At 38.6% G+C, this 23,843-nt stretch carries 23 protein-coding genes; 7 read left to right on the forward strand and 16 right to left on the reverse strand.

Annotation, left to right across the window (positions count from 1 at the left end; all coding sequences use genetic code 11):
- Positions 1-47: 47 nt before the first annotated feature.
- Genes HMPREF1535_RS05030 through HMPREF1535_RS05045 form a run of 4 tightly spaced genes read left to right on the forward strand, consistent with a single transcriptional unit; the run spans position 48 to position 4,640 of the window.
- The gene (locus tag HMPREF1535_RS05030; protein WP_046145469.1) at positions 48-2,249 is read left to right on the forward strand and encodes a TonB-dependent receptor; all 2,202 of its coding nucleotides are present in this window, start codon (positions 48-50) and stop codon (positions 2,247-2,249) included.
- 13 nt (positions 2,250-2,262) lie between these two features.
- Positions 2,263-2,856, forward strand: coding sequence for a nicotinamide riboside transporter PnuC (pnuC, locus tag HMPREF1535_RS05035; protein WP_010801817.1), 594 nt, complete (start codon positions 2,263-2,265; stop codon positions 2,854-2,856).
- 60 nt (positions 2,857-2,916) lie between these two features.
- Complete coding sequence (locus HMPREF1535_RS05040; protein WP_046145470.1) at positions 2,917-3,978, forward strand: PDDEXK nuclease domain-containing protein; 1,062 nt, start codon at positions 2,917-2,919, stop codon at positions 3,976-3,978.
- A 26-nt stretch (positions 3,979-4,004) separates the two neighbouring features.
- Positions 4,005-4,640 (forward strand): thiamine diphosphokinase, encoded by a 636-nt coding sequence (locus tag HMPREF1535_RS05045; RefSeq protein WP_046145471.1) that lies wholly within the window; start codon positions 4,005-4,007, stop codon positions 4,638-4,640.
- Positions 4,641-4,765: 125 nt separating this feature from the next.
- On the opposite strand, the gene HMPREF1535_RS05050 is transcribed toward HMPREF1535_RS05045, so the two are convergent.
- Genes HMPREF1535_RS05050 through HMPREF1535_RS05060 form a run of 3 tightly spaced genes read right to left on the reverse strand, consistent with a single transcriptional unit; the run spans position 4,766 to position 7,245 of the window.
- Positions 4,766-5,134, reverse strand: coding sequence for a hypothetical protein (locus tag HMPREF1535_RS05050; RefSeq protein WP_224263558.1), 369 nt, complete (start codon positions 5,132-5,134; stop codon positions 4,766-4,768).
- Between the two features lie 57 nt (positions 5,135-5,191).
- Entirely contained in the window at positions 5,192-6,679 is a 1,488-nt protein-coding gene (locus HMPREF1535_RS05055; RefSeq protein ID WP_046146412.1) for a DUF3868 domain-containing protein, read from the reverse strand.
- A gap of 8 nt (positions 6,680-6,687) precedes the next feature.
- On the reverse strand, positions 6,688-7,245 hold the full coding sequence (locus tag HMPREF1535_RS05060; protein WP_046146413.1) for a DUF3575 domain-containing protein: 558 nt from the start codon (positions 7,243-7,245) through the stop codon (positions 6,688-6,690).
- Between the two features lie 320 nt (positions 7,246-7,565).
- Between HMPREF1535_RS05060 and HMPREF1535_RS05065 the strand changes: the two genes are divergently transcribed.
- From HMPREF1535_RS05065 to HMPREF1535_RS05075, 3 genes are all read left to right on the forward strand, one after another.
- Complete coding sequence (locus HMPREF1535_RS05065) at positions 7,566-8,435, forward strand: Rpn family recombination-promoting nuclease/putative transposase (RefSeq protein ID WP_046145472.1); 870 nt, start codon at positions 7,566-7,568, stop codon at positions 8,433-8,435.
- A gap of 165 nt (positions 8,436-8,600) precedes the next feature.
- Positions 8,601-8,906, forward strand: coding sequence for a hypothetical protein (locus HMPREF1535_RS05070; RefSeq protein ID WP_007655283.1), 306 nt, complete (start codon positions 8,601-8,603; stop codon positions 8,904-8,906).
- A gap of 33 nt (positions 8,907-8,939) precedes the next feature.
- A complete protein-coding gene (locus tag HMPREF1535_RS05075; protein WP_282097433.1) occupies positions 8,940-9,107 on the forward strand; it encodes a Txe/YoeB family addiction module toxin in 168 nt (55 codons plus the stop codon).
- A 425-nt stretch (positions 9,108-9,532) separates the two neighbouring features.
- On the opposite strand, the gene HMPREF1535_RS05080 is transcribed toward HMPREF1535_RS05075, so the two are convergent.
- From HMPREF1535_RS05080 to HMPREF1535_RS05140, 13 genes are all read right to left on the reverse strand, one after another.
- Entirely contained in the window at positions 9,533-10,162 is a 630-nt protein-coding gene (locus HMPREF1535_RS05080) for a hypothetical protein (RefSeq protein WP_046145473.1), read from the reverse strand.
- 4 nt (positions 10,163-10,166) lie between these two features.
- Positions 10,167-11,264 (reverse strand): hypothetical protein, encoded by a 1,098-nt coding sequence (locus tag HMPREF1535_RS05085; RefSeq protein ID WP_046145474.1) that lies wholly within the window; start codon positions 11,262-11,264, stop codon positions 10,167-10,169.
- Positions 11,265-11,273: 9 nt separating this feature from the next.
- Positions 11,274-12,320, reverse strand: coding sequence for a hypothetical protein (locus HMPREF1535_RS05090; RefSeq protein WP_046145475.1), 1,047 nt, complete (start codon positions 12,318-12,320; stop codon positions 11,274-11,276).
- 40 nt (positions 12,321-12,360) lie between these two features.
- Positions 12,361-12,942 (reverse strand): hypothetical protein, encoded by a 582-nt coding sequence (locus HMPREF1535_RS26190; RefSeq protein WP_235438477.1) that lies wholly within the window; start codon positions 12,940-12,942, stop codon positions 12,361-12,363.
- Positions 12,943-13,163: 221 nt separating this feature from the next.
- A complete protein-coding gene (locus HMPREF1535_RS05100) occupies positions 13,164-13,406 on the reverse strand; it encodes a DUF6722 family protein (RefSeq protein WP_046145476.1) in 243 nt (80 codons plus the stop codon).
- 126 nt (positions 13,407-13,532) lie between these two features.
- Positions 13,533-13,985, reverse strand: coding sequence for an HU family DNA-binding protein (locus tag HMPREF1535_RS05105; RefSeq protein WP_010801737.1), 453 nt, complete (start codon positions 13,983-13,985; stop codon positions 13,533-13,535).
- A gap of 261 nt (positions 13,986-14,246) precedes the next feature.
- Complete coding sequence (locus tag HMPREF1535_RS05110; protein ID WP_010801736.1) at positions 14,247-14,696, reverse strand: HU family DNA-binding protein; 450 nt, start codon at positions 14,694-14,696, stop codon at positions 14,247-14,249.
- A 43-nt stretch (positions 14,697-14,739) separates the two neighbouring features.
- Positions 14,740-15,132 (reverse strand): HU family DNA-binding protein, encoded by a 393-nt coding sequence (locus HMPREF1535_RS05115; protein ID WP_046145477.1) that lies wholly within the window; start codon positions 15,130-15,132, stop codon positions 14,740-14,742.
- A 599-nt stretch (positions 15,133-15,731) separates the two neighbouring features.
- Entirely contained in the window at positions 15,732-18,455 is a 2,724-nt protein-coding gene (locus HMPREF1535_RS05120) for a DUF4906 domain-containing protein (protein ID WP_046145478.1), read from the reverse strand.
- Positions 18,456-18,474: 19 nt separating this feature from the next.
- On the reverse strand, positions 18,475-19,770 hold the full coding sequence (locus tag HMPREF1535_RS05125) for a hypothetical protein (protein WP_046145479.1): 1,296 nt from the start codon (positions 19,768-19,770) through the stop codon (positions 18,475-18,477).
- 35 nt (positions 19,771-19,805) lie between these two features.
- Positions 19,806-20,912, reverse strand: a complete 1,107-nt coding sequence (locus HMPREF1535_RS05130; RefSeq protein ID WP_046145480.1) for a hypothetical protein — start codon at positions 20,910-20,912, stop codon at positions 19,806-19,808.
- A 341-nt stretch (positions 20,913-21,253) separates the two neighbouring features.
- Complete coding sequence (locus HMPREF1535_RS05135) at positions 21,254-22,726, reverse strand: fimbrial protein (protein ID WP_046145481.1); 1,473 nt, start codon at positions 22,724-22,726, stop codon at positions 21,254-21,256.
- 34 nt (positions 22,727-22,760) lie between these two features.
- Complete coding sequence (locus HMPREF1535_RS05140; protein WP_046145482.1) at positions 22,761-23,837, reverse strand: fimbrial protein; 1,077 nt, start codon at positions 23,835-23,837, stop codon at positions 22,761-22,763.
- Positions 23,838-23,843: the final 6 nt, after the last annotated feature.

Below are 23,843 nucleotides of genomic sequence, written 5' to 3' on the forward strand. Positions count from 1 at the left end.
ACCTCTCCTATTCACTTATCAGGTTTTTAAACATTAAGGTAAAAAGGATGAAAAGTGTATTGATTATCTGTGCCGGATCTCTGGCAACATTCGCAGCAGCGGGAAACCGTCCCGACCCTGTCGATTCTCTCAAAATTTCACGTGACTTATCGCTGGACGAAGTAGTCGTCACCGCCACCAAAGTAGCCAAAGGTACTCCGGTGGCTTACAGCGAAGTATCCAAAGACGAACTCAGCCGCAAAAACGATGGCCAGGGTATCCCCTATCTCATCTCCCAATCCCCTTCCGTCATCATGACTTCGGACGCCGGGACAGGTATCGGCTATTCGGGTTTCCGTATCCGCGGCACAGACGCCAACCGCATCAACATCACGGTCAACGGCGTACCGGTTAACGACTCCGAGTCTCACACCGTTTTCTGGGCCAACATGTCCGATTTCGCATCTTCCGTCGATAACATACAGATACAACGGGGAGCCGGGACATCGACCAACGGAGCCGCCGCCTTCGGTGCCACCGTCGCCATGCAAACGCAAAAGCCGGACCTGAAACCGTATGCCGAATACAGCCTTTCGGCAGGTTCGTTCGGAACCGTCAAAAACTCAGTCAAAACAGGAACCGGGTTACTCCGGGATCATTTCGTTTTCGACGCCCGCTACTCCAACGTCCAAAGCGACGGATACATCGACCGGGCAACAGCCAATATGCACTCTTATTTCGGCTCAGCCACCTATTACGGCGACAACACTCTGGTCCGCTTCCAGACATTCGGCAATATAGAAAAAACGTATCAGGCCTGGAACGGTGTCCCTTCCATTTATCTGGAAAGCGACCGGACCTACAACCCTTGCGGAGAATATAAAGAGAACGGCGTTAAAAAATTCTACGACAACCAGACAGACAATTACCGGCAGCAAAACTACCACCTGATGGCAAGTCAGCGACTGAGCGACCTGTGGAATATGAACCTGACACTCCATTACACACATGGAGAAGGATATTACGAAGACTATAAGCCCAATGAAGAATTTACAAAATACAAACTCCCCGAGTCTTATATCAACGGGAAAGGCGACACAATCGTCAAGTCCGACCTCGTCCGCCGTAAATGGCTGGACAACGACTTTTACGGTATCGTTTACAGTGCGAACTATCGTTCCGAACGTCTCCAGATGAGCTTCGGTTCAGCTGTCAATAAATATGTAGGCGACCATTTCGGCCGTGTCATGTGGGTCAAAAATGCAGAAGCACTCCCCTCGCCTGACTACGAATATTACCGTAACAGAGGGAACAAACTGGATTATAACTTTTACGTAAAAGGCAACTACCGGTTCCACCCCTACCTGAACGGATACCTCGACCTGCAATACCGTGGCATCCATTACACGATCAAAGGAAGTGACGACAATACCGGTAAGGAAATCTACGTCAACAAAAACTGGAACTTCTTCAACCCGAAAGCCGGTATCAATTTCCAGAAAGGCGGTCATAATGCTTTCGTCTCTTTCTCCGTCGCCAACCGTGAACCCAATCGCGACAATTTTACGGAAGCCGCAGTCAACGAACGTCCTACTCACGAAACACTCTACGACTACGAAGCCGGTTACAGCTTCGGCAACCAACGTTTCCGCGCCGGAGCCAATCTTTATTTTATGGACTACAACAACCAATTGATCCTGAGTGGAAAAATCAGCGAAATCGGTGAAGCATTGACCAGCAATATCAAAGACAGCTACCGCATGGGAATTGAACTGACCGGAGGCGCAAGTATCACCCACTGGCTGGACTGGAACGGAAACATCACTCTGAGCCGTAACAAAATAAAGAATTTCACTCATTATATAGATGACTTCGATAACGGAGGCCAGGCAAGTTATTATCTGGGAACAACCGACATCGCCTTCTCTCCCGGCATCATCGCCAACAGCATGTTCGATTTCAACCTGAAAGGATTCTCCGCCAGCTTCAACTCACAGTTTGTAGGCCGTCAATACATCGACAATACCTCCACCAAAGACCGTTCCATCGATCCCTATTTCGTGAACAGCCTGCGTGTCGGATACGTTTTCAAACCGAAGTTTGTCAAGGAGATCGGCGTCAACGTCACCATCAACAACCTCTTCAATGAGAAATACGAAACAAACGCCTGGGTATATACCTACATCAGCAAAGGGATCGTCAACAAAGACGACGGTTATTTCACCCAGGCCGGCACAAACGCCATGGTCAGAGTAACAATCAGGTTCTAGAAAAATATAAATTATGGAACAACTATTAGAATATTTCGGTGTCATTACAGGTTTTCTCTACCTGTTATTAGAGATCAGGCAGCATAAAGCAATGTGGGTAGTAGGCTTCCTCACCTCCCTGGTCTACGTATTTGTCTTTTTCTTCTCAAAGATATATGCCGATATGGGGCTGAATATCTACTATGTTGCCATCAGCATTTACGGTTTCAAAAAATGGACCTGTACGAAAAAAAGCGTCACTGAAGAGAAAGTCTCCGATGACCTGATTTTCTACCGTCATATCACCTGGCCGTTATTAGCAGGGATAGCTTCCGCTATCCTCGCTATATACGCCCTATTATATTACGTACTCCATAACTTCACAGACTCCCCCATCCCGATGGGCGACGCCTTCACCACCTCCGTCGGCATCGTAGCCACCTGGATGCTGGCCCGCCGTATCATCGAACACTGGATCTTCTGGGTAATCGTCAATTTCGTATCCGTTTATCTTTATTACCTCCGTGGCCTCTATCCAACCATGTTTTTGTACATTTGCTACGCAATATTGGCCATCGTCGGATATTTCACCTGGAAAAAGAAAGGAATAAATAAAGAACGGATATGAAATGTTGAAAATAAACTCTACATTTGTGAGGTATTACAAACTTATAAAAAACAAAACCTTATGAATGTAATTCTTAAATCTGACATTGAATATAAGCAATGGCTCACCGATCTTAAATTCCGTATACGAAACAGCCAAATCAAAGCGGCATTGAAAGTTAATACAGAATTAATCAACCTATATTGGGAGCTTGGAAAGGAAATTGTTTCCAAACAGGAACAATCACAGTGGGGGGATGGCTTGATAAAACAATTAAGTTCAGATCTACAGCAGGAATTTCCTAATATGAAAGGTTTCTCTATCAGCAATATCAAATACATAAAACAATGGTATCTATTTTATTATAAAGGCATTACAATTGGCCAACAACTTGTTGGCCAATTAGAAAATACATTTAACATTCAAGAGTTAGTATCCCAAATCCCCTGGGGCCATAATCTTCGTATTATTGCTCAATGCAAATCCACAGAAGAAGCTATGTTCTATATCCATAAAACCATCGAATATGGCTGGAGTCGCAGTATTCTGGATCAACACATCAAACAACAAGAATTTCAACGAACAAGGCATTCCGTATCAAATTTTTCCCGTTTGTTACCAACAGTCCAGAGTGACCTGGCCCAGGAATTACTAAAAGATCCTTACAATTTCGATTTTCTTACACTTACAGATAGCTATAAAGAACGTGAACTGGAAAATGCCTTAACCGACAATATCACGAAATTTTTAATTGAGTTAGGAGCTGGTTTTGCCTACGTAGGCCGCCAGATACCTTTAAAAGTAGGTAATAAAGAATTTTATCTGGATTTACTCTTTTATCATCTAAAACTACGATGTTATATTGTTATCGAGTTGAAAGCAACCGATTTCATACCAGAATATACCGGCAAATTAAGTTTTTACCTGACTGCAGTAAATGATTTATTGAAACACCCTGCAGATAATCCGTCAATAGGTCTGTTGATATGTAAAAATAAAGATAGCTTTATTGCTGAATATTCATTGAAAGGAATTAGTCAGCCCATTGGCGTCTCGGAATACGAACTAACTCGCCTATGTCCGGAAGACTTCAAGGGAAGCCTGCCTTCAATAGAAGAAATTGAAGCTGAATTAAAAGAATAAAGTTTAAAGAAAGGAATTAAATACAAATGGAAACATTATATGATTGTGTAGTAGTTGCTAACGGCAGTTTTCCGCAAACAGCGGGGCCTTTGGAATTATTAAAAGCAACACCCGTCATCATTGCCTGCGACGGGGCCGTGCAGAACCTTCATGAAAGGGGGTTGGTCCCGTCGGCCATTGTCGGCGACCTGGACAGTATTCCATCGGAAATGCTCCGGCTATATGCCGACCGTATCCATACCGTGGAAGACCAGGAGATAAACGACCTGACCAAGGCTGTACGTTTCGCCCACGCTTCCGGTTACCGGAAAATACTGATTCTCGGAGCTACGGGACTTCGCGAAGACCATACGCTCGGAAATATCTCCTTGCTGACAGACTTTGCTCCTCTATTCGAAGTCGTGGAAATGCTCTCCGATTACGGTCGCTTCATCCCCGTCCTCCGGACAACAACGCTACCATGCACACCCGGCCAGCAAATATCCATCTTTTCCATGTATCCCTGCGGAGAAATAACCACCGAAGGCCTCCGATGGCCCATCACCCGACGGCGCCTGACCTCCTGGTGGCAAGGCTCCCTCAACGAAGCCCTGGGAACCGAGTTTACCCTCACCTTATCCCCCGATGCCCGATTAATCGTCTATTTCCAGTCCCCCGCATAATTTTCAATCTTCAATTTTCAATTAAAAAAAATGCCCCGGAAGGATAACCACTCACTTCCGGGGACTTAATACACCCTCAATTTTACAACTTAGTATACTTAACCGAAGCCTCACGGCTTCACCTTTTATGCTGGTAATTTATTCAGCTGACAAGCCTTCCATTCGGGGAAGCCATCGATCTGATCGTTCAACTGAAATAAGAGCTTGTCGTCAGCCACTTGTTTCAGAATAGTCTTCGGAGCAAGAGGCAAACGCATGTCGTCCACTTCAAAAAAAGCTTTCAACAGAATCACGTCATATCCGTCACGAACTATTTCCTTCTTTATTACAACCGGCACTTTCAACTGAGCCAGATAATAAGCGGAACGTTCATAGGCGCACCATTTATTTCCTTCCAGATACAGATGCACTCCGTTCTGGTTGTCAATCTCGTTTACTAAAACGTATTCGACTTGTGCAGCATGTTCCATATTATTATTTTTATGCTTTTCCATAAATCATTCTGATGCAAAAATAGACTCTATTTATTATAATTCCACACGGTATACATATCAATTATGCATGTTGAAACTATCAAATAAAGCATTGTCATCTCTTTTCTTCTGTAATTCTCTCAAATTAGCTGCTGCGTCTATCACACCGGCTTCTTTTGCCTGTTTCAGCAAAGTTTCTGCCCCGTCAAGATCACCCTCAATTAATTTTATAACGCCACGGGCATGGATTGCTTCAGCCGAATTACCTGCTTTCGACAAATATTTTTTAGCGGATTCGTAATCACCTTTTCCTATAGAGATATTAGCAGCATTCAGATTAGCCACCGGATCAGAACTGTACATGCGTACAGCAATTTCAAATACATCATTATATTCCTTGCTTCCCGTTTCATAGCTGTTGGCTACGGCAAACATTTCACTCAGACTCAATTGTTGCGGACGGGTCTTGATAATCTCACGACCTTCTTCTACCGTAAACTCACGAACCGTATAGTCGATACGATATTCCGAACGGCGCAACGACGGGAAAATATTTTTCAAAACATAACTAAAAGCAGATCCGCTTTTCAAAGCACGTAGTTTAGCCTCTTTCTGGTCGGGCTGCAAGTCACTGTTGATAATACTAAGCACTTCGTCACGTGCCGGCATATCATAGTCAGCCTCTGCCTGCGCTTTGAAACGGGCCCAGTCTTCAGGTTCGTTTTCCAGCGTAAAGAAACTCTGCGGGAAATCATTCTTCGAACGGATATAATCGCGCAAAGCCTTCACACGGTTATCCGACAAACGGTCGTTGGAAGCATACGAACCTTCCGGCGAAGCATAACCTTTTAATATAATACCCTTCGGAGTGATATTCTTATCCGACGTTACCGAACGGATCGTACTGTTGATCTTATCCAATTCAGACGCATTATTACGGAAATCCGGCAAGATCTGCGATTTTCCCACCTGGAAATCCAGATAAGCAGTTCCCACTTCGGCACGATGTTTCTCAGTTTCAGCCTCCGGCGAAATATATGCCAGTGTCGGCTGCACCTTATACCGTTCCGTCGGTGCCATACGAATCTTATCGGCGATCAGCAACGGACCCACCGCTTCTTCTTTTCCACAACCGCACAGATCCTGTGCCAGAATGAAACGGGCATCTTTCATCCATGGCTCCCAGGCTATCACCATTTTATAAGGAATAGTATGCTCCGAAGCGTCACTGGCCCGAAGAACCTGATAACGCGGTTCATCTTGCAAGTTCTTCAACGCGACTTCACGTTTATAAACTTTTGCACGATTTTTTCCGTTCAGCAATATGGAAGGAAGTCCTTCTTTCTGTTCTGCACTTTCCAACAGTGGAGTCAATGTCAATGACTTACGCGATTCGATCAGGTCACCCTTCACCCGGATTGTTGCATCGATATAAAGTGAATCCCCTTTCTGCATCAGGTCGTTGCAAGCGACACTGATCGGACTGTTTCCCGTTTGTGCTCCTGTTGGAACCACACCGGCCACCAACAAAGCGGCTGCTATATAGATATTCTTTCTGTTTTTCATTGTCCCGATCATTTAAAGAAATAAATAAAGGAAAGAGCGGCTTTTGTCACGCCGAAATAATCCTTGGTACGGCTTTTCTCGATAGAGCCGCAAACAGCACACGGATACTTATCGTCCTCCAAATGCGCCCAACCCACACCGATCACAGCTTCCATACTCCACCGGCTACTCAGCAACCACTGATAACCATACGACAGACCTGCCCCATACAGATGTCCCTGATAACGGTGATTTTCCATGTTTTCACCCAGAATCTTCAGACCACCCACATTATAATCAGCATAATGAGCATGCACACCGAAGAAATGTCCGTTAAATTTCTCGCACAGCCAATAACGTGCTTCCGGCTGTACCAGCCAATGTTTAAAACGAGCTTCGTCTCCCAGCATCCAGCCGTTATAGTTACCGGACAAATCCAGCGACCACTTTTTGCTCAATCCGACCTCTACTCCCAGGTTAATGGTAGCAGTAGCATCGTAAAGCAAGTTAGACTTCACCGCAAACTTCTGTCCATAGACATTCGTCATACCTGCCAAAAGCAAAAAGAGGAAAAGTACTTTTTTCATATACATTATTATTATAATTTCATTTACCCTGCAAATCTAATTAAAAAGAAAGATTTTCAACGTTTACAAAAGTAGTTATTTACTTTATTCCAAATAATAGGCAAGTCTTTCAAGTTAATAGGGTGTTTCTACCAAATTAGCCGGTTTTGATAGAAACACCACCTCACCTCGCCTCTACGGATAGAAATACCGACAAAACATAATCTGGGAAAGTTGCGATTTTCTTGGATTTCATTCTCAAAAAGCAGTGACTTTCGCGAATGGTATTCCAAGAATGTCGTATATTTGTATAATTATAAATATCAATATATTATACAACTATGAAAGAAGAAAATTACATCCGATTCGATTGGGCCGCAAAAAGGCTCTTACGCAACAAAGCGAATTTCGACGTACTCGAAGGATTCCTCAAAACTCTTCTGGAAGAAGATATTCATATCATGGAAATTCTCGAAAGTGAAGCAAACATGGAAGACGAGAGTGATAAATTCAACCGTGTCGATATCAAAGCAAAGAACAGTAAAGGCGATATCATCATCATTGAGATACAAAACACACGTGAGATTTATTATCTTGAACGCATTCTTTACGGGGTAGCGAAAGCAATTACCGAACATATTAATATAGGAGACTCGTACTCATCCGTAAAAAAAATCTATTCCATCAGTATCATCTATTTCGATATGGGAAAAGGAGAAGACTATATTTACAAGGGTTCTTCACGCTTCTGCGGACTCAACACCCATGATGAACTCGAAATCAGTCTGAAAGAAAAGAATGCCATCATCAGAAAAACACCGGATAAAATTTTCCCGGAATACTATCTGATACGTGTCAACGAATTCAATAAACTTGCCGTAACTCCTTTAGAAGAATGGATCACTTACCTGAAAACCGGGAAAATATCCTCCGAAGCCAAAGCCCCGGGACTTCCCGAAGCGCGCGAAAAACTTCGCTATTACGATATGCCCCCTCAGGAACGTCAAGCCTACGACCGTCACTTAGAAAATATAATGATCCAAAACGACGTCCTAAGTGCTGCCAAGGAAGAAGGGATTGAGCAAGGAATTGAACAAGGTAGCCTAAAAGCCACTAAGGCTATAGCATTTAACATGAAAGCCAAAGGCTTGGATCCGCAAACAATCAGCCAATATACCGGACTTTCTCTCGAAGATATAGCCATACTATAACACAAATCAGAGAGATACATAAATATTTATTGCCTTCGCCACTACCCGAACCGGAAAGCGATAAAATCTTTCCATCGTGCAATCGTTAAAATAACATTATGCATATATTATCATTATATACACATTGTATTTTTTGCATATATTTGTACTCATAATATTTAGAATATGAATACAACAGAGTTATTTAAACAACGAAAAGCAGTAGATCTTCCATCTGATTCGGTTAGAAGTTTGGCGATGGCTGCTGCTGCAAAAGGAATAAGTTTGAAAAAATATTTGGAAAATGTCTTGCTAGAACAAGCAAAAGCAATTGATGCAGCCTTAAATAACCCAAGTCCATCAGGTGATCCTTTTTTTTCCGATGAAAGAAATATAAACCGTATTTTGCAATCTAGCGAACAAGCAAAGGCCGGAAAAGTGACTACCATAAGTGGGAAAGATGAATTATTCAGACTATTGGAAGGGTTATGAGTTTTAACTTATCTTACACTGATGATGCTATTGATGGAACATCCGGAAATCGGAACAGGAAAGCCGGAACAGCTACGAGGCAATCTCGTTGGCAAATGGTCACGCCGAATAACAGATAAACATCGCTTGGTTTACGAAATCCACAAAGATAAAATTGATGTACTTATTGTCAATGCCTATGGTCATTATAATGATAAATGAATCTTAGTCCTAACCTGATTCTTCCATTTAAGAAATAATAAAACAGGCACGACCCCGTTATCCGGTCCGTGCCTGCTTTGTTAATCAGAGAAAGAATAGTGCCTATTCGATTTCCGGACGGTCTGAACCGCCGCCTTCGCCACCGCCCGAACTGACTTCAAATGATTTTCCAGATTCCACATGATCGCATCAATCAGACCGTCAGTCACCATTTATTCAGGAACTTTTTTTATTTTAGTCGTACTTATGTGCACTTTTGTACCGTTAATAGGAAGTAACAGACCACAAAAAAACACATCCTATCTTTGTTTCTTGATTATGATACAAAAATAAGATGGCGGTACTGGATCCAGAAAGACTATGAATAGGCAAAGGAAGATTCGATAATAAATTTTATCTCATTTGCAGATTCTCCTTTTTATTAACTATTTGTTTATCTCATATTTCAATAATAATCCCACATTGGCAAAAAAACCTATATAACCGGAAATAAATAGCAAAATTATAGCACACAAAAATAGAACAGCTGATTGCACAAAAGCATTCCAAGTACATGGGATAGCACACAGTATGACATCTAACAATAATATAAAAGACAAATTACGCAACAAAACACGAATTCCTCTTTGTATCAAAAACCGTTCAAGATTAACTTTTTGAGCTATCAAAACTTCCTCAATCAGAACAAAAAAACTTTGACAATTATCTGAACTCAAATTATACTTTTGGACTAACTCATCATATATAGCAACAAACTGAATCGGCAATAAAGGCCATTTCAACTTCATCCAAAACTTTTCAGTTTGAACATAAAGCCACTCTAACAACATATAGCTAAAAACACTGATAATTAAACCTACTGCAGTAGACAAGACAAATAAAAGCACTCCAATTGTAATTGTCTTTATCCCTGATAGGCTATCAATATTTAAATAAGATAATATATCTAACTTCATCAAGATAAACAGATTTAGCCAAAAGAACAATCCGGTAGCATTATCCGTAAGATACCTGTCGGAAGAAATTTCTATACCTGAACTCGAAACTTTAATCATATCTTTATTCTTTTTCTTTATTCTTTTTCTTTTCGTTTTTTCGACCTCCAGCCTTTTTTTCCGGAACTTCTTTCAATATTGTTTGATAGAAGTCGATAAAAATATCTCGATTATCTGTCGATAAAATGCCTTCCGGTATTGATGCTAAGTCATTTATATATTTTCGTGTTGAAGATGTACTAACGATAAATTTAATAATACTATTGAAAGCCTCGCTATCAACACCTTTTACATCTTTATAATTAATAAACGCATTAAGGAGAAAAAAGATCAACAAATCAAATTTATACGCATTATTTCTTAAATTATCAATCAAGGCATCTTTATTTTCTATCAGATTAATATAAGATATATTTGATTTTATATCCTTATCAGAGGAAATTTCACTCAAAATCCAGTTTGCTAAATAAGACAAATAATACCGTCCATATTTTTTACTTTTCAAATTGGCACTATGATACCTTTTAAGTACTTTTTGAAAATAAACAGAGTGCATTTCATAGGATTGTAACTTTAAATCATTGTAATAGACCGGATTTGATGTATTAATGGATGGAAAGTAAAAAGATCTGGAAATGTATTGCTCTTTTTCCCTCTCAAAATCAGCCTTTGACAACTCATCCCTCCAAACATCAAGTACTTGATTATCAATAAATATACCAATCCCTTTAAAACTGTTTTGTAAAACATATACTTCGCAAGCTTCTTTTGTTTCGAAAAAAACGCCGTCCACATATTTAGTCTTGTCTGTATAATGAACCTCATCCCTTTCTGTATTTCTTCTTTTCCCCGTTCTATTATTGAAATGTTCGACCCCTACAGCTGCTGTAAACATTAAAGGCGAAGCCGTACTTATTAAATCACTACGCAAAGAAATCAAATACATGAACATTGCCTTAATTTCTTTACATCTGATAAATGCACTATCCGAAAAATAGTAGACATGTGAATCTTTGTATTTTTCATCTTTATCAAATACGTCTACAGCACAGCTCTTCAGCTTATCGGTGAAAACAGACATGGCAGCAGCATATTTATCTACACTGTATTTTGCCATATCCTTAATTCCCAACAAATCGATATATGCAATATAATCTGCCATTTTAATTCATTATTTTTTTTCTTTTTTAACTAACTCAAAAATCCGATAACTCAACAAATCTTTTACATTGTTTAACACATAAAAATATGTAAATGGAATAATAGTACAACGATTCACCTTATCTCCTTTTCCACCTAAAATAGTTTGAACTGAGACTTTTCGATCTTTAGAAGTTCCTATCACACTCTTTCTTAACCAAACATACAGGTAAAAACCGGGATAAATACATTTTTCACGAAAAGAAGCTTTCAAAGATTTCAATGGCAAACCTCCATGTTGCTTTTCTGATGATAAAAATCGTATTAAATCTTCGACTTCGCTTATCTTAGGAAAATTCAGAAGCAGACCACTTAATTCCAACAAAAAAGCTGTCCAACATTGAAGTATTCCTGATAAATCATATTCAAAAGAGTTTTCTGCTGATCTAAAAAAAGAAGAAAAACAAATATAAGGAGCCTGCTCTTCTGAAATTTCCTTTCCCATTGATACTTTCAAGAAAGAAGCTTTACGGTTACTAATTGCATCCATAAAAGAATAATCATCTAACCGTAACTTATATTCACTAAGTAGTAACTTATACTCAACCCCCATATCTATCATAACATCTAGCACTAACTGTTCCAAATTGACAAAATTAGTACACGTATATGCATTATAACCTTCCGAACTCTCAACAAATTTTGGTTGTTCTATATAATCAGCATCCACCTTGCATTTAATAACAAAATGAATAGAATTATTCAAAACCCAAAACGGATCTTTCGGATTATCCAAAGGCATTTGAAAACTAATAATCAATCGAACTTTTTCTACATATGGACATTTGGTAGTGAAATAAGTTATCAGCGATTTCTCATGACAATCTACTAACTGAAAATCAAGCTTTGCAATCAATTTCGTATTATGCAAACAAATGCTATTATACCTTTCGAAAGCATTCTCTATTGTCTTATTTATAGATGCTATATCGGTGGCTAATTGTAATTGCTCAATACCACCGACAGGCCTGGAAAAGACAATGTACCTCATATGTTTACCCTTATTATTATTATTCATTAGAGATATTTTTTAGATATAAATTATTAAAATGATTCCCTTAAAACCTTCCACTCTTTTCTCGATAAAACCAGCCCAATTGATAGTCGGCTTTGTTCCAGAATAAAAAGAAGTACGATTCCGAGTTGTGTATGTCACATAATTCGCTCTCAGACTTACAAGTAACGATTAATGCGAAGATATTCTGTAATTTCATGACCCTATATTTTATTCCTTTATTTATTTTCCGATTAGATTTATGCGGCAAATGTAGGATACACCGAAACAAGTGGGGATAGGTCAAATTCTCATATTTAAGGGGTAAAAGTAGCAATGTGGAAAAGTAGTGAAAATTGATAGTTACACCGCTAATCTGAGATAGATTTACAAGGGTCAGGATGTTAAAACAAAGAAGACCGGTGGGAATCAACGGACAAAGCCAATTCTCCAAGCAGTCAGGAGCACCACCGGTTTCATCGGTTTTAGGGATTTCTAACTTCTGGATGTTTACTTCACTCAGCATGTTCTTGAAATAAGTACCCGGAGTAAAGATGATTTTACGATGACGCAAAGCCTCGGCATTCACAGCCTCTTCCGTACTGGCTCTTGCTACCGATAGCAGGACGGAACTTTCCGGGAACATTCAGGCATTTTTATTGAAAAAGGCATAAAAAAACTCCGGGAAATATCCTGTTACAGATACTTCCCGGAGTTTCTTGTAGTTTATCTATTCTATAATAAGAGAAAATTTCGTTACAAATTCTCAAGCCATTTTTTGCCGGGCTTGGTATAAAGCCAAGCTAAAAATGCAACGGCAACGACACAACCTACTACAAAAAACCATGTTAATCCAGTCATAACAATCTATTTTAATATTTTATTACCAATCCACGCCAACAAATAAGTTAGCAAACCACCAAACAAAATCATGAGCCAACTAATAGAATCACTCATATCCTTTTGAAGAATAAGCATTTCACCCAAAACAATTGCAGCAAACATCAACTTCGACAGATCGTAAAAATATTTTCCCAATGTCTCTCTACGAGATCTGTCCCTTTCCCGTCCTTCTTTCTTTACTTCCTGCTGTTTTTCCCAATTGCTCATACTGCAAATATGGTGATTTTTTTCGAATAGGAATGTATGAGACACATAAATATTTACTAAAACAAAACAGGCACGCCCCCGTTATCCGGTCCATGCCTGCTTTGTTAATCAGAAAAAGAATAGTTCCTATTCGATTTCCGGACGGTCGGAACCGCCGCCTTCGCTACTGCCCGAACCGGTTTCATCGGTTTTGGGGATTTCGAACTTCTGGATACTTACTTCGTTCAACATACCCTTGAAATAAGCCCCCGGGGTAAAGATGATTTTACGATGGCGCAAAACCTCGGCATTTACAGCCTCTTCCGTATCCTGGCTCTTGCTCCCGAAAGCAGGACGGAACGTCCCGAAATCACCCAGCTTCACCGACAAATGATTTTCCAGATTCCACATGATAGCATCGATCAGACCGTCAGTCACCATTTTCACTACGCCACGGGGCGCCATACCAACCTTGGTTACCTGATCGCAAAGAGCAGAATAATCTACCGTACCTGCCAACAATGGGCGGGCTACATACTTCACTGCCTTGGTTTTATCAAACCCGAAAACAGTTTTCTTAACTACATACTTTAAAGCCATACTAGTTATTTTTAAATGATTATAAAAAAGGATATAATGAATTCTTTGTTTTCAATAAATAATCGATTACACTGCAAAGATATACTATGCTCAAAGGGGTAAAAAGCAATAAAAACAGGACATCAAAACGCAATAACATTCTAATAAACAACGTATTGACCCCAATAAAAACTCATAAAAGAAGCTTTTTTCCTGTTCTCACTGCTTCTCTGAAACTGCAATATTTTAGATACTTTAATACGTTACTTACTCCGGCGAAACCTATTCGATTTCCGGACGATCTTCCGAACCGCCGCCCTGAGAACCGCCTGTTTCATCAGTTTTGGGAATTTCGAACTTCTGGATGCTCACATCACTCAACATTCCCTTGAAATAAGAACCCGGAGTAAAAATGATTTTACGATGGCGCAAAGCTTCCGCATTCACGGCCTCTTCCGTATCCTGGCTCTTGCTGCCGAAAGCAGGACGGAACGTCCCGAAATCACCCAGCTTCACCGACAAATGATTTTCCAGATTCCACATGATCGCATCGATCAGACCATCGGTCACCATTTTCACTACGCCACGGGGCGCCATACCAACCTTGGTTACCTGGTCGCAAAGAGCGGAATAATCTACCGTACCTGCCAACAATGGACGGGCTACATACTTCACTGCCTTGGTTTTATCAAACCCGAAAACAGTTTTCTTAACTACATACTTTAATGCCATACTGATTTGTTATTAAATGATTATTAAAAAAGAGACTACAAATTCATCGTTTTTCGGACTTCCGGACACCTGCATTATCCAGTATCCTTTTGAAATTTCCGCTTGTGGTAAAGATTATTTTGCGACGGCACAAAACATCTGCATTCACATCCTTTTCCTCACTCTGAGGCTTACATCCGAGTCCCGGACGAAACGTCCCGAAATCATCCAACTTCACCGACATGTGATTGAGCAGATTCCATTCCAACACCTTGATTAAATCGTCGATAACCATTCTTATCACACTGTTCGACACTCCCATACAACGTTTGGCGGCCTGTTCATAAAGCTCGGGATAATTCACTGTACCGGCCAGCAGAGGACGGGCTACATACTTCTCTGTCCTGGTTTGATCGAAACCGAAAACAGTTTTCTTAACTACATACTTTAATGCCATACTATTATTGTTTTATGATTACGAAACAAAGGTACGACAGGCTATTCCGACGAAAACGGGATAGAGCGGTTTAGTGCGGGATAAGAAGGTTTAAATAGGAATAAATCGGTTTACTGCCATATATGTTCCTAATCGCAACCGTTTTTTCATCCAAACACCGTCAGAGCTTTGTTTCTTGATGATGTTACAAAGATAGGACACCGGTCAGGGGCCAAGGGAACCTACGGAAGGATACGGGACTATTCGGGAACATTCGGGTACTTTTTTCTTGAAAAAGACATAAAAACCCGAAAACAGTTTTCTTTATTACATACTTTAATGCCATACTATTTTGTTTTAAATAATTATGAAACAAAGGTACGGCGAGAGGTTATGGCCTTGAAGACCTATGTGTTTTCACGTGACGAAACGACACTTTTTTTCATTTAATTGCACTTTTGTACCGTTAATAGGGAGAGACAGGCACAAAAAGAACCGCCATCCTATCTTTGTTTCTTGATTATGATACAAAGATAAGATGGAGGCACCAACTCAAAATTCTATGGAAGTATACGAAATTATACAGGTACTTTCAAGCGCTTTTTGTTAGAAAAGGGTAATTAATCGACATCACGGACACAACGAATGTAATTCCTCATACCATGAGGTATATCTGAAATATACCCTACTCCCATACCGCCCTTGGATAATATAAACATACGACTTGGAAATCCTGAAAACTCGGTACTTGTAATATATCTTTTACTCGCGTCATTAGCACCAATACCATATAGAGAATACATCAAAGACATTTCCCTCTGATTAGGTATGCGCCATCCTCTAGGGCAGGAGTTGTTATACTCAATATCACCTTTCGCTATTGCAAAAGCCTCATAAGGTTTGTTATTTTCTTCCAATTCATTGTGTTTTGTTAATGATGAAGAATTTTTTGATCCTCTAATTGAATTATTATTCAAATATGTAGTTCTTACAACATCATAAGACACATTGTTTTCACGATAAGTATCTTTTTTTACAATAGAAGTTTCACTACCTTCCAGTTTACCCAAATACCTAATACAACGAATAGAATGACGCCTTTGCCAATAATTAGAAGGATCTTTTGGATATTCATCATTAGTACTAGTAGACATTCCCTCTTCAGCCCATAAAATATTTCTACCATCAGTATTTACACTACTTGAATAAAAATGTAGTCTATTCTCCTCTTTAGACTTATCACGACCAGAAGGATATAAATAAGCACCCTGATCATAACCAGATTGACCCAATACCATATATTGATATTGTTCAATTGAGGGAAGAAACCATTTAACATCTGATTCATCTATCTTATTTTTACCATCCGAACTCCGGTTTCTAGACATACAGGCTGTAAATGGACTCAAGTTAGCCATTCCAAGTGTTATTCCTCCATTTGTAAAATGATCATTATCGTCTGTATTAGAAACCAAATAATCTTTTGTCATAGTAGGAACATTAGACCAAGACTTACCACTTAAATTAGACAACATATTTGCACGTCCATTTTGATTTTTAGAAGAAGTAGCCCCTATTCCTTCGGCATTATTTCGTATCGGTGTCTCATTCGCCCATTCCAAACCAACAGCAATAATATTACCAGCTTTTTCATCTAAAGTATAATAAGTTTGTATAGAACGCTGAGATAAAACAAAGGTCGCATCTGTTACTGAACTATCAAAACCATTTTTAGTCGTGCAAAGTAGTAACATTTCCCGGTTGGGTTTATTAACAAATGTTTTCCAATCTTTATTTTCATAATAATACTCGTCTATGAATGCTGTCACATATAGTAATTTATCTTCACCTTTAGATACATTAAACAATGTTTGTTCTTTACCAGCACTCTTAGCTTCTATCATTTTGTTCATTAACTCTTCTACGGTCAAAAACTCCTTAGAATTATCCCCCGGATAATCTTTTATGCTTTCTTTTCCATCCGTATGCACAAGAAATTTTACCCAATCGATATCTTTAGCATCTTTATCATATTGATATCCATTTGTATAAGGCGTTTTTACCCCATAAATAAGTTTTACTTTATTAGTGATATCACTAAGTTTAAAGGTTAATACTCTCGCTTCATAATGAGCATCCAATAATTTATAAGAAGCTCCATCATCCGACCTATAAATCACATCACCTCCTGCAACAGAAGTTTCCTTTCCTTCAATCACTTCTACAACAATATCCTTCACACCATTTACAAAAACATTATAAATATATTGGGTATTTCTCTTCGTTTCATAATTACCTAAATTTGTTACACTAGTAAGATTTGTTGCACTTCCTAATGGAATATAATAAGTAACATACGCTTCCGATGTAACTTTATCATCCGTAACTTTTTTATTATTCTCATCATACTTATTCGCTTTTCCCGAATAAACACCAGTCAACTGTAAATAAGTGGCACGTTCCGGGCGCTCCTTCATTCTGTCCAAATAAGAATCCACTTTTGCTGCATTCTTTCGGTTCTCAGTCATATAAAATGTGATTGAGGTCTGATTCTGATTAAACAATGCGGAATCAGAATCAAAATAATATTTTCCTTCTTCTCCTGCTTTTCCTATGTAATCGTGTCCCTGATCAAATAAATAGGAAACAGCCGGAACATCGACCACTTTCCACGACTTAGGAGTAAATGCTGTGCAATCACTATTTTCTCCCACCTTGATATTAAATGTGATAGAGGAAGCTACTCGCGATAATTTAATTTCACCAGACAACTTCGTCACTTCGGGAGCAATATCCACTTTCGATGCTTCCAAATCCACTGTTTCCGTCCCTATGTTTTTAGGTCCAAATACCCCACTCATCAAAAAACGACCGTCCACTAAATCAATACTCTTTTGTTGGAGAGTTGCGACCTGAGTTAAAAAGTCACTACGATCCTTACAACCCTTCAACTGGTCAATCAGTCCCTGATAATAGTATGTCTGTGCGTTCGCTACGGCATATATATAATTCACCCCGGAAAGTGTTGAAAAATTTGTTACTGTTCCCGATTTAGTACCTAATTTTTCTCCGTTTTCATTTTGATAAGTTTGTATTCCATTCACTTTACCATTTTCTGCAAAGGCAAATATGGTAATATCATATACATCATCCTTATAATCATCCATATTCTCTCCCGCCTTGGTAACAACATCCGGGACATCCGGTTTAAATGACAGAGACAGAGAAACAGGTATCCCACTTTCATATTTTGATTTTCCATTTACCGCATCCTCATCCGTACAAGAAGTACCGATAAAACATGCCAACAATAAAACTGCCAATGAATTTATATATCGTTTCATAGAATCAACACTTTATGAATTAATTAAACCCTATATTAATATTCTCTTTTGAACTCCAATCCTGAACAACCCAATCAATTTCAGCACTTACGGTTGGATTGTATGTACCTTTAATTGTATACCTTTTTCCATTTTCAAAATCAACCTTTGACAAATCCAAAGTAAAAGTTTCACCTTGACTGCCATTGTTTCCCCAGCTTATATTTTTTATTGTAATTTTTTGATTTTTCTCATTGTAAACATCTGATTCAGAAGACAAATTATTCAAGCTCGGAGACCACCCGTACCCATAATAATCAGATTGATATATATAACCGTAAAAAACGGACTGATTACTTGACTTCACAACAGTCACTTTAAATTCATCTGACACATTTTTATATGTATAAAACCTTTCGCCAAAAGTAACACCTTCAACTGGAGATTCAGATGCATCATTACTTCCACCTTTATAAGCACCTATTATAGATTTCTTATTTATTCCCCACACTTTAGTATCGCTAAATTGAGTACCTGATGGTTGAGATGTTGTTTTTGTAATTTTAATACCAATCACTCTTTGACTACCGTACTCAGCTTGAAAACTGTTTCCGCTCCAAGAACCGCCGCCATAATAGAAGACATTAGACATTGCATTTTTTAGACTCTGATGTTCATCCAATTCTGTCTTAGTTAAGAATTCGTACCTATAACTTTCGTTTGAAGATGCTGCTTTAGAAGCACTGTTCCCTCCCCCCATCGTAATTCCTTCGAAATCAAACCGTGCAGTCAACTGCGTCAATTTAATTTCAACAGTATAAGATTTATCCTTTTCTATTAGATAATCTTTCTCTCCAACTTTCACCAAACTTGTTGAATTAAAAGACGAAGATGTCACAACTGCATTAAGATATTCAGAATATGACTTGCCTGCCACATCTTCTAATTGATTTACATTTTTATCTATATTGGCTATTGCCAGAAACTTAACATTTCTTTTTAATCCGAAAGTTCGAATTTGTTGAGAAGTACAAGTATAATTGTTGTTGTCTCCTGTCAAACCGTCGCCATCCGAAAAATCAAAAGAGGTTATAAATTTGCCATTTGTAACACCTGACTCATTATCAAATACGACAATATGACAATTGCTAATCTGAAGTTCCTCAGATGTAGCAATTTGTTCACCAGCCTTTGTTTCGATATCATTCACAGACAAAGAAATCGACAGAGTAGCCTCTCCATTTTGCGGAGTATCAATTATCTCCTCCGAACTACAAGAGGAAAATCCCCAAATAGCTCCTAAAACAAATACCAGAAATATATTTTTTAGTTTCATGATAAATATATTTTATTTCTTACCCTATTAATCTTTTACTTTTGTACCGGAACTTCAATTACACCACCTTCTTCCCAGTCATTTGTAGAACATTTAATCGTAGCAGTTGCCACTGCATTTTTAATTGTTACATCCAACTTATAAAAATTCCCGGCTAGAATTTCCTTTGTTCCATTCGGACTTTCTATAGCAACCTCAAAATGTCCTGTTTCTGTTCCAACAGAATAATTGATAATGAAAGTCGTTGGCCTGTCAGAATTTGTATTCTCATATGTATAAAAACAAGCCCTATTCATCCAACCTTCCGGAAACTGATCTGTGCTATATACTTGCCCTGAATAATCTTCAAAATATACTCCGTCATATATAGAAGCTAACTCACTGGACAACCTATTTACTTCGCCCTTCACTTTTGCAAACATCTTCATATTCTTCAACTGTAAAGAAGTGATGGTAGCATCTAAATTTTTATTATTCGCATCCAAGACCTTAAAACTTTCCAACTGAATAGCTGCAGAACGCTGAAATAAAGGTATAGTCACTTGATTACATGACTCATGATTTTGATGTTTCAAAGATTCAACGGCCCTATAATTATCCAAAACTACTTCTCCACATTTTACCATAACTGCAGGATTTTCACGGATGATGATATCTTGTAAGTCATTATAATTTGTACATGACAATAAATCTTTACGAGTAGAATAAACTTCATATTCTCCCGATGCATCATTCGTCTGAGCAATAGCAACAAATAAAAGTTTTGGAGTTGTATTATTTACTTTCACTGATATTCGCTTAGATAAACTATATTGAAAGTTTCCATTTTCAGTATTACAGCTTCCCAATTCATCTTTTTGATATAAATAAGAAGTTATAAAAGCCTTTGTATCATTATTAAACACAGCAATAAAACAATTATTTAAACTGTACTCATTAGCATTAGGATCTTGATCTTCCAACTTTTCAGAAGAGCGTGTCTGAATTCCATCGTTTGCCAACGCTATGTCAAAAAAAGCAACTGCTTCAGAAGACGCTTCTACTTCTTTATCTATATCATTCATGATCGTATCGCCTTCCGAAGAACAAGCTACCGCTACCAACAGGAAAAATAAAACTGATAATGTATTTATAATTTTCATGACCCTACACTTATAAATCGTTTCTAAAATCATTTTCGTTTGTCTTACGATGCAAATGTATGGCGATTTATAAAGAGTGGCGATAGGCGAAACTTTCAAGATTAAGTGGTAAAAATCGCAACCGATAAGATTGATAGAAGTGCCTTTGCGGAACGATAGAAATGCCCATAAAAGAACTGATTATTATCCATTTGAAGGGTATATATATCAATAAAACAATAAATTCTCATTTTGAGAGGCGCACCCATCAGAAGTGAAACTTATACATAGGAAAAATAACGGAGAGGTCACTTCAACGAATGTTGAAGTGACCTCTCCGTTATTTTATGAATGCAGGCCAATTAATTTATATCCGTTTCCGTTTGTTTGATCACTTTCCAGGGCTTGACCTGAACGCTAAAGCTAATACAAGCATTCAACATATTCTTATCCGGGTTGTCAGTACCTTCGCCAGTCAAAGTTGCTGAAACTTTATATACATTATTACGCATTACACCTTCTCCCTCAGCCCCATCAGTCGATTTAATAGGAATTCTGAAATTACGAATACCTTTTATTGCACCATTCTCCCATTCACCGGTAATAATCAATGTAGTATAAATATCTTTTGTATCATTTGCACCTAATTTATCCCCTTCTTCTGCTTTTGAATCCTGACCTATAGCAAATTTTTGAAATTCAAAAACATAAAATCTAGCCATTTCGGGTGCACCTTCCTCTGCATTCTCTACCCCTTTAAATAATACAGAAGTACCATTCTTTATAACAGGACCATTTTCATATTCTTTCTTCAACACATCTTTTCGTGTCCCTGCCGCTAAATAATAGTCTACACGATCAATAGTTTCCGGATATCCACGAAAGAAAGCATCTGCCTGATTATATACTCCGGTAACATCAGTTTTACCTAATACATTTTGCAGAGCAAAATTACCTTCTCCGAATAATTTAGAACTATTACTTGCATTTGCAATTGAAACTGTTTTTACAGTAAAAGTTGCATTCTCATAATTACCTGCAAAATTACAGTCTAAACCCTCTAACTGGACGCGAGCCACATAACGAGTTAAAGTTATTTTTGCATTCTCACCTATTTTTGAAACTGTTAAATCATTATTAGAAGTAACATCTTTTACTGAACCATTATTTGGTATCAAAATAGGCAAAGCGTCTGTATTTTTATCCCTCTGTGTAGTATTTATAACTTTAGTTTTACCATTATCCAAAGTTATCCAGTTATCATAAGCAGTTCCTGCAGCCAATGTATTTGCTTCAATCTCTATAACTTTACTACTCATAGGTAAATAACTTAGTGTAGTGCCTGTACTGGCCAAACCTTCAACGCTATATTTATCAATACCAGATATTATTCCCTTTTCCAGATCTGAATAAGACGCTGGTTCTTCCGCTAAATCTACATTTGCTAATAAAACAACGATCAATGATGTTTTAGAAATTGCTCCGGCCTCAGTTGCATCAACCTTCACAATCACGTCTTCAATACGATCTACTGATTTATTATTCTTAGCCCAAGCCGTTTCTTTTGCAGCTAACTTTTTTTCTCCTTCATTATAAAACACATATGCTGTCAATTTATTAATAAAGGCCTCATTCTCTAATAATTGTTTACCATCTTCATCAGGACCTTCATCTACAACGGATTTCATAACTATACCATTATTTGATGTTGCTGAAATCGTCAAATAAGTATCTATTTTTTGGTAGACCGGTTCATTTGGACCGTCATCATCTTTCGAGCAGGAAGCCAATGAACCGACAACTAATGCGGTTAAAAATAAATGTTTGAGTTTCATATCTTTAATTTTTTATTTATTCGTTGGTATATTGCTAATCGATCACTACATCCTGATAGACATTTCCCCAGTCAACCACCTCTACACGGACATTCAAAGTTGTTTCCGGGTCGAAGCTGTTTTCACCGAAGGTAATCCATACACGGTAAACATAGTTACGTTTGATCAGGTTATGACCATATCCCTGATTTACACCATTCAGGTTAATAGGCGAAATAAATGTCTTAGTCTGTGCAACGTTACCGGAAGCATTCACCAGGCTGGCCCGGATCTGAATACTAGTCGGGGTTGTTGCATCTGAATTTTCCATTACATAAGTAACATAGCTTGTTCCTGTCAATGAATTGGCATCGTTTATCGTAGAATTCAGGGAAACAACCGGAGAATTATCCAGGTTTCCATCCACTTCTACCACTCCCCATTCGGCTTCACTAAAATAATGCGCCTGAGTTTTACGGTTAATAACTGATACCTGTTCTAGTCTTACTGAATTTCCTTCAAGTTTAGTTCCGGCAAACTTAGTATCTACTGTGACCAAATCAATTCGGGAAGCGACACGAGTTAAATAGATCGGAGAAGATATTCCGTTGATATTGTCATCCCCCATAGAAGTATATCCTAGATAGTTGTCACCTGCAATCAGCGGCTTTTCCGTATCGATCACCCGGCTACTCATAGCCAGACTTATCTGTGATTGAGATGCCAGGTCAACCAACACCGATTGGAAATCTGCGTAAGAGGTTATGCCGTCGACTATATTTTTCGGTATATTGGCAACAATCACGATACGCGCATTATTCGATTTAGCAGGTACATCTGCCAAAGTTGCTGTATATTCGGTTTGCACCGGCTCCCATCTTGAACCGTACACCTCTGAACCGTCAGCACTAAACACAATTACTGCCAAATTGTTTATGTTAGCTTCACCTTGCAATTCATTCTTATCGTCCGGATTGTAAGCCTTTGTTTTCACGCTGGCTGCTTTGATAGTAACAGTCAATTTAGCATCGGCCGTTGTATCGATTTTAGAATCATCGTCTTTTGAACAAGCCAGACAAGCCAATAAGCAAGCACCCGTCAACAAAAGAGATTTTAGTTGTTTTATTTTCATGATCTG

It is taken from the genome of Parabacteroides goldsteinii DSM 19448 = WAL 12034, from assembly GCF_000969835.1.
Lineage (GTDB): Bacteria > Bacteroidota > Bacteroidia > Bacteroidales > Tannerellaceae > Parabacteroides > Parabacteroides goldsteinii.